Source organism: Mesorhizobium sp. M1A.F.Ca.IN.022.07.1.1, assembly GCF_003997575.1.
In the GTDB taxonomy this organism is placed as follows: domain Bacteria; phylum Pseudomonadota; class Alphaproteobacteria; order Rhizobiales; family Rhizobiaceae; genus Mesorhizobium.
Genome location: NZ_RZST01000233.1, coordinates 1 through 9,494, shown reverse-complemented (window position 1 = coordinate 9,494; position 9,494 = coordinate 1). Strand labels below are relative to the sequence as shown.

At 66.0% G+C, this 9,494-nt stretch carries 9 protein-coding genes and 2 pseudogenes; 10 read left to right on the top strand and 1 reads right to left on the bottom strand.

From position 1 onward, the window contains the following. From radA to EOA75_RS22485, 6 genes are all read left to right on the top strand, one after another. A partial coding sequence (radA, locus tag EOA75_RS22510) for a DNA repair protein RadA (protein WP_127325191.1) occupies positions 1-1,405 on the top strand: 1,405 nt, incomplete at its 5' end. A gap of 27 nt (positions 1,406-1,432) precedes the next feature. Next, on the top strand, positions 1,433-2,113 hold the full coding sequence (locus EOA75_RS22505; RefSeq protein WP_067330246.1) for a CvpA family protein: 681 nt from the start codon (positions 1,433-1,435) through the stop codon (positions 2,111-2,113). A gap of 129 nt (positions 2,114-2,242) precedes the next feature. Continuing rightward, entirely contained in the window at positions 2,243-3,724 is a 1,482-nt protein-coding gene (purF, locus tag EOA75_RS22500; RefSeq protein ID WP_067330243.1) for an amidophosphoribosyltransferase, read from the top strand. Between the two features lie 26 nt (positions 3,725-3,750). After that, the gene (locus EOA75_RS22495; protein ID WP_067001369.1) at positions 3,751-4,494 is read left to right on the top strand and encodes an SDR family NAD(P)-dependent oxidoreductase; all 744 of its coding nucleotides are present in this window, start codon (positions 3,751-3,753) and stop codon (positions 4,492-4,494) included. 76 nt (positions 4,495-4,570) lie between these two features. After that, on the top strand, positions 4,571-5,212 hold the full coding sequence (locus EOA75_RS22490; RefSeq protein ID WP_067330239.1) for a hypothetical protein: 642 nt from the start codon (positions 4,571-4,573) through the stop codon (positions 5,210-5,212). 130 nt (positions 5,213-5,342) lie between these two features. Further along, positions 5,343-5,567 carry a hypothetical protein gene (locus tag EOA75_RS22485; RefSeq protein ID WP_127325190.1) on the top strand — a complete coding sequence of 75 codons (225 nt, stop codon included), beginning with the start codon at positions 5,343-5,345 and terminating at the stop codon, positions 5,565-5,567. A gap of 88 nt (positions 5,568-5,655) precedes the next feature. Here the strand turns inward: EOA75_RS22485 and EOA75_RS35170 are convergent. Beyond that, positions 5,656-5,807 (bottom strand): annotated as a pseudogene (locus tag EOA75_RS35170) (OsmC family peroxiredoxin); the annotation flags it as partial. 186 nt (positions 5,808-5,993) lie between these two features. Here EOA75_RS35170 and EOA75_RS22475 point away from each other — a divergent pair. The 4 genes and pseudogenes from EOA75_RS22475 to EOA75_RS22460 form a co-directional block, all read left to right on the top strand. Continuing rightward, complete coding sequence (locus EOA75_RS22475) at positions 5,994-6,470, top strand: VOC family protein (RefSeq protein ID WP_095800086.1); 477 nt, start codon at positions 5,994-5,996, stop codon at positions 6,468-6,470. A gap of 119 nt (positions 6,471-6,589) precedes the next feature. Beyond that, complete coding sequence (locus tag EOA75_RS22470; protein WP_095800087.1) at positions 6,590-8,092, top strand: peptidase S10; 1,503 nt, start codon at positions 6,590-6,592, stop codon at positions 8,090-8,092. Between the two features lie 141 nt (positions 8,093-8,233). Beyond that, positions 8,234-9,130, top strand: a complete 897-nt coding sequence (locus tag EOA75_RS22465) for a DMT family transporter (protein WP_095800088.1) — start codon at positions 8,234-8,236, stop codon at positions 9,128-9,130. 55 nt (positions 9,131-9,185) lie between these two features. Continuing rightward, positions 9,186-9,494 (top strand): annotated as a pseudogene (locus EOA75_RS22460) (EamA family transporter); the annotation flags it as partial.

Below are 9,494 nucleotides of genomic sequence, written 5' to 3'. Positions count from 1 at the left end.
CGTTCAGTTCATCTGTCAGAATTGCGGCTCGGTGCATCAGCGCTGGGCCGGCAAATGCGACGCCTGCGGCGAGTGGAACACGCTGGTCGAGGAAGGCACCGCGGGCGGCATCGGCTCGGGGCCGGCCCACACCCGCAATGCCCCCAAGGGCCGCGCCGTGGTGCTCACCCGCCTCTCCGGCGACATCGAGGACGCGCCGCGCATCGTTTCCGGCATCGGCGAGCTCGACCGCGCCACCGGCGGCGGCTTCGTGCGCGGCTCCGCCCTTCTGGTCGGCGGCGATCCCGGCATCGGCAAGTCGACGCTGCTGACACAGGCCGCAGCCGCTTTGGCCTCGAAAGGCCACCGCATCGTCTATGTTTCGGGTGAGGAAGCTGTCGCGCAGATCAGGCTGCGTGCTCAGCGCCTCGGTGTCGCCTCGACGCCGGTCGAACTCGCCGCCGAGACCAATGTCGAGGACATCCTCGCGACAATCGCCGACGGCAAGCGGCCGGACCTGGTGATCCTCGATTCCATCCAGACGCTGTGGACCGATCTTGCCGATTCGGCGCCCGGCACGGTCACCCAGGTGCGCGCGGCCGCCCAGGCGATGATCCGCTATGCGAAATCCACCGGCGCCGCGATCGTGCTCGTCGGCCATGTCACCAAGGAAGGCCAGATCGCCGGCCCGCGCGTCGTCGAGCACATGGTCGACGGCGTGCTCTATTTCGAGGGCGAAGGCAACCACCACTTCCGCATCCTGCGCACGGTGAAGAACCGCTTTGGGCCGACCGACGAGATCGGCGTCTTCGAGATGTCGGACAAGGGCCTGCGCGAGGTCGCCAATCCATCCGAGCTGTTCCTCGGCGAGCGGCATGCGAAGTCTCCCGGCGCCGCCGTCTTCGCCGGCATGGAAGGCACAAGGCCGGTGCTGGTCGAGATCCAGGCGCTGGTGGCGCCCTCTTCGCTCGGCACGCCGCGCCGCGCCGTCGTCGGCTGGGACGGCGCGCGGCTCTCCATGGTGCTGGCGGTGCTGGAAGCGCATTGCGGCGTCCGCTTCGGCCAGCACGACGTCTATCTCAATGTCGCCGGCGGCTACCGCATCTCGGAACCGGCGGCCGATCTCGCGGTCGCCGCAGCATTGGTTTCGTCGCTCACCGGTCTTGCCCTTCCCGCCGATTGCGTCTATTTCGGCGAAATCAGCCTTTCGGGCGCGGTAAGGCCGGTTGCGCATGCGCAGCAGCGCCTTAAAGAGGCCGAAAAGCTGGGTTTCGGAAGCGCGGTGCTGCCGCTCGGCAGCGAGGAAGTCGTTGGCGGTAATGGGGCCGGGGGAATCGCGGCCGGCGCTTTCCAACCCACCGAGCTTGCCGACCTGGTGGCGCGCATAGCCGGCTCACGGCGCAGTCGCGCCGACGAGGGGGAGTGATGCAGCTCATGATGTGGGGCGAAAGATATGCCGATTACGCTGCTTGACGGAATTCTCGTCGGCTTCACCCTGGTCTCGGCGATGCTTGCCATGGTGCGCGGCTTTTCCCGCGAAGTATTGTCGGTGGTGTCGTGGGCAGCGGCGGCGGCGGCGGCCTTCTTCTTCTACAGGCCGGTCCTGCCCTACGTTCAGCCATATGTCGACAACGACAAGATCGCCATGGCCGCGGCAGCCGGCATCGTCTTTGTCATCGCGCTGATCGTCGTCTCGGTGATCACCATGAAGATCGCCGACTGGATCATCGATTCGCGCATCGGTGCGCTCGATCGCACGCTCGGTTTCCTCTACGGCGCGGCGCGCGGCATCCTGGTCGTCGCGGTGGCGCTGTTGTTCTTCAACTGGCTGGCCGGCGCCAAGGCGCCCGCCTGGGTTGCCAATGCCAAGTCCCGGCCGCTGCTCGAGACGATCGGCGCCAAGCTCGAAAGCGTGCTGCCCGAGAACACGGAAGAGCTGGTCAACAAATACACGCGTAAGGGCACCCCCCAGGCCGGCGCGCCGGCGACCACCGACCAGCCCGCGGCCGAACCGCCGGCGACCGGCGACGACAGCGCGACGGCGCCCGACGACAGCGAAGGCGCAGCGCCGGCCGACAATGAGCCGGCTCCAGCCCCCGCCCCGGCTCCCGCCACCCCGGCGCCGGCAAACTGAGGCGCCGGCAAACTGAAACCAGGCCAGTTCCGTCACTGGCCTGGGGCATGTTATGGATGCGGCATCGCGTGCGTTGCGTTCGATGAGCGATCGCCCTATATGGCGGTTTTAGCGGAGCTTGAGCCCCAGATGGCAGACTCAACGGCAGACGCAGGCAAAGTCCCTTCCGCCGAGGCCGATGACCATTTCCATGACGAATGCGGCGTGTTCGGCATTTTCGGCCGGCAGGACGCGGCAGCCATAGTCACACTCGGGCTTCACGCGCTCCAGCATCGCGGTCAGGAAGCCGCCGGCATCGTTTCCTATGACGGCACCCAGTTCCACGTCGAGCGTCATGTCGGGCTGATCGGCGACACCTTCACCAAACAGAACGTCATCGATCGCCTGCAGGGCAACCGCGCCATCGGCCACACCCGCTACGCCACCACCGGCGGCGCGGGCCTGCGCAACATCCAGCCCTTCTTCGCCGAGTTGGCCGAAGGCGGCCTTGCCGTCGCCCATAACGGCAACCTCACCAATGCGCTCACCGTCCAGCGCGCATTGCAGAAACAGGGCTCGATCTTCTCCTCCACCTCCGACACCGAGACGCTGCTGCATCTGGTCGCGACCAGCAAGGAGCGCGATTTGAACTCGCGCTTCATCGATGCCGTTCGCCAGGTCGAGGGCGCCTTCTCGCTGGTCGCGATGACGGCCAAGAAGATGATCGGCTGCCGCGATCCGCTCGGCATCCGTCCGCTGGTGCTCGGCGACCTCGACGGCGCCTGGATACTCGCTTCGGAAACCTGCGCCCTCGACATCATCGGCGCCCGCTTCGTGCGCGATATCAAGCCGGGCGAGATGGTGGTCATCACCTCCAAGGGCATCGAGAGCCTGTTCCCATTCGAGCCGCAGAAGACCCGCTTTTGCATCTTCGAATATGTCTATTTCGCGCGGCCGGATTCCTCGGTCGAGGGCCGCAACGTCTATGAGGTCCGCAAGCGCATCGGCGCGGAGCTGGCGCAGGAAAACCCGGTCGAGGCCGACATCGTCGTGCCGGTGCCGGATTCCGGCACGCCGGCCGCGATCGGCTTCAGCCAGGCCGCGGGCATTCCCTTCGAGCTTGGCATCATCCGCAACCACTATGTCGGCCGCACCTTCATCCAGCCGGGCGATTCCATCCGCCACATGGGCGTGAAGCTCAAGCACAACGCCAACCGCCGCATGATCGAGGGCAAGCGCGTGGTGCTGGTCGACGATTCCATCGTGCGCGGCACCACCAGCCAAAAGATCGTGCAGATGGTGCGAGACGCCGGCGCGAAGGAGGTGCATATGCGCATCGCATCGCCGCCGACCAGCGCATCGTGCTTCTACGGCGTCGACACGCCGGAGAAATCGAAGCTTCTGGCATCGCGCATGTCGGTCGAGGAGATGGCCGAGTTCATCCGCGTCGATTCGCTCGGGTTTTTGTCAATCGACGGGCTCTACCGCGCCGTCGGCGAGGCGCGCCGCGACAACGACCAGCCGCAATTCTGCGACGCCTGCTTCACCGGCCAGTATCCTACCCGCCTGCTCGACTTCGAAGGCCACGACAACGTGCGCACGCTGTCGCTGCTGGCGAGCGGCGGGTCGTAGCCGGTCCACCCCACGGAATCCCTCACATGACCCTCGACCTTTCCGGCCGCGTCGCGGTCGTCACAGGCGCCTCGCGCGGCATCGGTTACTTCATCGCCAGGGAACTGGCTGCCGCCGGCGCGCATGTCGTCGCGGTCGCCCGCACCGTCGGCGGGCTGGAAGAGCTTGACGATGCGATCAAGGCCGACGGCCGCGGACAGGCCACGCTGGTGCCGCTCGACCTCGCCGACATGGCGGGCATCGACCGGCTGGGCGGCGCGATCCACGAGCGCTGGGGAAAGCTCGACATCCTGGTCGCCAATGCCGGTATACTCGGGGTGATCTCGCCGATCGGCCATGTCGAAGCAAAAACCTTCGATAAGGTAATGACCGTCAACGTCACCGCGACCTGGCGCCTGATCCGTTCGGTCGATCCGTTGCTTCGGCTCTCCGACGCCGGACGCGCGATCATCATGTCCTCCAACGCGGCGCACTCGGCGCGCGCCTTCTGGGCGCCCTACGCGGCTTCCAAGGCCGCGGTGGAGACGATGATGCGCTCCTGGGCGCATGAGACCGAGAGCCTGCCGCTTCGGGTCAACGCCGCCGATCCGGGCGCCACCCGCACCGCAATGCGCGCTCAGGCCATGCCGGGCGAGGATCCCGAGACGCTGCCGCATCCGTCCGAGATCGCCAAACGCATCGTGCCGCTGGCAAGCCCGGACTTGAAGGAAACCGGGCTGATCTTCCAGGCCAGGCACAACCGTTTCGTCGCCTATCGGCAACCGGAATAAACCTGCCTCAAGGCGGATGAAACAGACCTCCCGCTACGTTCTTCGAATGTAGAACATTCGAAACCGGAGGACCGACATGCGCAGACTTCTTCTCGTTGCCGCCACCGCCATTACCGCCGCACTCGCCGCCACGGCAGGCGCGGCCCTGTCGCAAGACGCCAAGATGAGCTTCTTCGTCACCAGCGTCGGCTCCGGCAAGGGCGCCGATCTCGGCGGCCTCAAGGGTGCGGACGCGCATTGCGCCTCGCTGGCAGAAGCGGCCGGTGTCACCGGCAAGACCTGGCACGCCTATCTCTCCTCCAGCGCCGAGGATGCGCGCGACCGCATCGGCAAGGGTCCCTGGTTCAATGCCAAGGGCGAGAAGATCGCCGACGACGTCGCCTCGCTGCACAGCGACGCCAACGCCATCAGCAAGCAGACGGCGCTTACCGAGAAGGGCGAAGTCGTCAACGGCCGCGGCGACAAGCCCAACCGCCACGACGTGCTGACCGGCTCCAAGCCCGATGGCACCAAGATCGCCGACCAGACCTGCGGCGACTGGACGATGAGCGGCGCGGAAGGGGCAGCCATGACGGGTCATCACGACCGAGTCGGCCTCGACGAATCGGCCGCGGCGAAGTCGTGGAATTCCTCACATGCTTCGCGCGGCGGCTGCAGCCAGGAGGCGCTGAGAGGCACGGGCGGCGACGGCCTGTTCTACTGCTTCGCTGTCGAATAAGCGTCCGGCCAGCGGTCGTTCACGGGTCTGTGACCAGGGCGGGGGAGCGTATGCCGCCGCCCTGCTTTCGCCATTTGCTGGGAGTTGCTAGCATCGACCCGACTCCGACATCCAGCAAAGAGGAATTCCCATGGCTGCCACCCCCAGCGTAGCGTTGGTCTGGTATCTTGTGATCGCCGGCCCGCAGGGCGGCATGGCGGTGCTGCCCAGCACCTTCGACACCCGCGAACAGTGCATCAACGCGATTGCCGAATATCAGAAGCAACCGACGCCGCAGGGTTGGGCCGTGCAGTGCGTGCCGAGCGCCTCGCCTTTCACCGACGAAGGGGATGCGGAAGTGCCATCGGCACAGTAGCGCCAGCTGATCTCCCCCTCGTGAGCCCTTGTGAGGAGGAAGTGGTCGGGAAGCGGCCGGAAGGGGTCGTCGCGCGTGGCGCGCCGGCTCCTGTCGCCGAATGGAGTTCCGCCACCGCAAGCGCCTCCACCTTGCAGGCGATCAACTGACCGTCGAGCCTGCCTCTGGCCCCGAGTGTGATCAGCGCCTTGACCTGGTCGAGCCTCCTTCAGCGGTGCCTGCAGATGCGGTGGCGTCCATTTGCATCCCTTCCGCAGTTTTCGGTGCCTTGACAGCACGGAGATGCTGGCGGGACAGCGCGCCTCTGCCCCGCCGGGCATCGGACGACACCGTCGCCGATTTCCAAACTCGAAAGCGAGATACCCTGTCGGGTCGAGCGAAACTCGATCGTCCTTGGGCCGTTGCCAGACAGGAAGGAGATCCAGCATGGCCAAGGTGACCTCGCATCTGTGGTTCGAAAAGGACGCGCGGCAAGCGGTGGAATTCTATGTCGCCACCATTCCCAATTCAGCGATCGGCCGCACGACCGATGTGCCGGCGGACAATCCGAGCGGCCCCGCCGGCAGCGTCAAGATCATCGAATTCGTGCTCGACGACCAGAATTTCGTCGCGCTCGAAGCCGGTCCGCTCGATCCGTTCAACCATTCCTTCTCGATCCTCGTCGAGCTCGATAACCAGGCCGAGATCGACCGCATCTGGAACGCCTTTCTCGGCAATGGCGGCAAGCCCGAGCAATGCGGCTGGCTGAAGGACCGCTGGGGCCTGTCCTGGCAGATCGTGCCAAAAATCCTCGGCGACATGGCCGCACATCCCGACCGCGAACGCGCCAAACGCGCCACCGAGGCGATGCTGGGCATGGTGAAGATCGATGTCGCGGCGCTGGAGCGAGCGTTTGGGGGGTGAAGCTGCCAATCTCCCCCGCGACGGGAGAGATCGAAGTTCCAACGCAGCGCCAAGCCTATCCCCTTTGACTTCGGCCGCCCCGGCCATACCTTTGCGGGGGTCATTCCCGCGGAGGTCGCATGCGGTCCAAGTTGAAGCTCCTGCCCTTCATCCTCCTGGCGCTCACAGCCTTTGCGCAGCCAGTCGGCGCCGAAACACCTGAACGGCCGGCGCCGGCCGGCGGCGTGTTGTCGCTTTTGCCGCCGCCGCAGGTCACCGAGCATTCGATCACCCTTGGCGGGCGCAAGCTCGACTACCAGGCCAAGGCCGGCACGCTGTCGCTGCTTTCCGGCAAGGGCGAGGTCACGGCCGAGATCTTCTACGTCGCCTACACGCAGCAGTCGCCTGCCCCGGCCAAAGAGCGGCCGATCACCTTCGTCTTCAACGGCGGGCCGGGCGCGGCCTCCGCCTACCTGCATCTCGGCGCGATTGGCCCGCGCATCGTTGCGACCGCTGCCGACGGCCAATTCCTGCCGCCGCCACAAAGGCTCATCGACAATCCGGACAGTTGGCTCGACATGACCGATCTCGTCTTCGTCGATCCGGTCGGCACCGGCTACAGCCGCGAAGCGCCGGGCCAGGACACGAAAGGGTTCTGGGGCGTCGACCAGGACGCCAGCTCGGTCGGCGCTTTCATACGGCTCTATCTGGCGCAGAACGGCCGCACCGCTTCACCGCTCTTCCTCGCCGGCGAAAGCTATGGCGGCTTTCGCGCCGCGCTGCTCGCCAGGACGCTGCAGGAGGATGTCGGCTTGAGCCCCTCCGGCATCGTGCTGATCTCGCCGGCGCTGGAGTTCATGCTGGTGCGGCCGGACCAATTCGATCAATTGCACTGGGCGCTCGAACTGCCTTCGCTGGCGGCGGTGCGGCTTCGCGCCGACGGCGTCAGCGGCGAGGCGCTGCGCGACAGGCTGGCCGAGGTCGAACGCTATGCGCTTGGCGACTATCTGACGGCTCTCGCCAGCGGGCTGGAGCAAGGCGGCAAGCTCGCCAGCGGGCGCGTGGCGGAAATCACCGGCCTACCGCTCGATCTCGTCGAGCGCAATTTCGCCCGTGTCCCTACCGGCCTGTTCACCCGCGAGTTCCAGCGCGCCAAGGGCAAGGTGCTCAGCCCTTACGATGCCACGATCAGCACCGCCGATATCTCGCCGGGCAGCGCCCGCATAGAAGGCCCGGACCCGGTGCTTGACCGCAGTGTGCCGGTGCTGACCTCGGCCTTTGTCGCTTACGCCCGTAACGAACTGAATTATCGCACGGATGTCAGCTACCGGCTGCTCAACGGCGAGATCAGTCGCAATTGGGAGTACGGCACCTCGGGGCAAGGCTATGCCGGGGCGATGAACGACCTGCAGCGGGCGCGTTCGCTCAACCCCTCGCTCGGCGTGGTCATCGTCAACGGCTATACCGACCTGGTGACGCCCTATCTCGCTTCGCGCTATCTGGTGAACCAGCTTCCCTCGCTCGCCGACGCCAAACCGATCCGGCTCGATGTCGTGGAGGGCGGCCACATGATGTACCTCAGGCCCGACGGAAGGCGCGCGCTGAAGGAGGCAGCCTCCGAGCTCTACCAGGCGACGCAGTAAGCGCTTCTCGATCGGCCACGAGGGCTCTGCCCCAACGCAAGCGCCGCGCTGGAACAGCGCCGTAGAAGCTTTCGCCCGTATAGCTGGCAGAAGTGGATCCGATGGGGCGGAGCCGCCTCCACGCTGGCAAATCGATACCGCATGGCCGATGTCGTCGTCCTCGAAAGCCGCGAAAGGGTGCTGGCCGGCATCCTGTTCACCGCGGCCGCCTATTTCCTGTTTTCGGCGCAGGATGCCTCGATCAAGCTGTTGGTGGCCGGCATGACGGTGTGGCAGATCATGTTCTTCCGCTCGGTCACCGTCCTTGCCGCCTGCGGCGCGATCGGCAGACGGACGCTGTTCGCCGACACCGCAAACTCGCCCATCGTGCGGCCGATGCTGGTGCGCAGCGCGTTCACGCTCGCGGCCTGGCTCTGCTACTACAACGCGGCACGCTCGCTGCAGCTCGCCGAGCTCACCACCATCTACTACGCCGCGCCGATCATCGTCACCGTGCTTTCAGTGGTGATGCTGGGCGAGACCGTGCCGCTCTTGCGCTGGGCGGCGGTGTTCGTCGGATTCGTTGGCGTCTTCATCGCCTGCGACCCGGCGCGTCTCGGCTTCTCCGTGCCGGTGCTGCTTGTGCTGGCGGCAGCGCTTTTGTGGGGCATCGCCGTGGTGCTCTTGCGCAAGACCGCGATGCAGGAGCGCACGACGATCCAGCTGGTGCTCAACAATTTCTACTTCCTGCTTTTTTCGGCAGTGCCGGCGCTGATCTGGTGGCGCATGCCCGACGCGCCGCAACTCATGCTTCTCATGAGCGTTGGCGCGCTCGGCGGCGTCGCGCAATACATGCTGTTCGAGGGCATGAAACGGGCGCCGGTGTCGATCGTGGCGCCATTCGAATACACCTCGCTGGTCTGGGCGTTTGCGCTGGGCTTCGCCATCTGGGGCGACGTGCCGAGAACCGAAGTTTTCACGGGCGCGGCTTTGATCATCGGCGCCGGCCTGCTGATCGTCGGCAACGAGCATTTCCGCAAACGGGTCGAGGACTCATGACAGAAGGCTGTCAGCAGGAGCGGCATAGTCTGGTACCATGACGGATACGGTCGACATGCCTGAAAAGCTTGCCAAGGGCACCGCCGACGCCACAGCCGAGCGCATGCTGGGCGTCGTGCTAGTCTCGGCCTCGGCCGTCGCCTTCGCGCTCACCGGCGTGCTGACCAAGTCGATCCATGCCGATCCGCTGACCATCACCTGCTGGCGCGGCTTCTTCGGCTCGATCCTGATTGCTCTTTACGTGCTGTGGCGCCGCCGCCGCTCGGGCGGGCGCGAGAGCCTCAGGCTCGGCTGGCGCGGCTGGCTGCTTGCGGTCGAGGGGGCTGCCGCCAGCATCGCCTTCATCGCGGCTTTCAAATACACC

Coding starts and splice junctions, on each gene's coding strand:
- EOA75_RS22475 (WP_095800086.1), top strand. CDS start 5,994: ATGGCCAAGGTGACCTCGCATCTGTGGTTCGAAAAGGACGCGCGGCAA.
- EOA75_RS22485 (WP_127325190.1), top strand. CDS start 5,343: ATGGCTGCCACCCCCAGCGTAGCGTTGGTCTGGTATCTTGTGATCGCC.
- EOA75_RS22470 (WP_095800087.1), top strand. CDS start 6,590: ATGCGGTCCAAGTTGAAGCTCCTGCCCTTCATCCTCCTGGCGCTCACA.
- EOA75_RS22495 (WP_067001369.1), top strand. CDS start 3,751: ATGACCCTCGACCTTTCCGGCCGCGTCGCGGTCGTCACAGGCGCCTCG.
- EOA75_RS22465 (WP_095800088.1), top strand. CDS start 8,234: ATGGCCGATGTCGTCGTCCTCGAAAGCCGCGAAAGGGTGCTGGCCGGC.
- purF (WP_067330243.1), top strand. CDS start 2,243: ATGGCAGACTCAACGGCAGACGCAGGCAAAGTCCCTTCCGCCGAGGCC.
- EOA75_RS22490 (WP_067330239.1), top strand. CDS start 4,571: ATGCGCAGACTTCTTCTCGTTGCCGCCACCGCCATTACCGCCGCACTC.
- EOA75_RS22505 (WP_067330246.1), top strand. CDS start 1,433: ATGCCGATTACGCTGCTTGACGGAATTCTCGTCGGCTTCACCCTGGTC.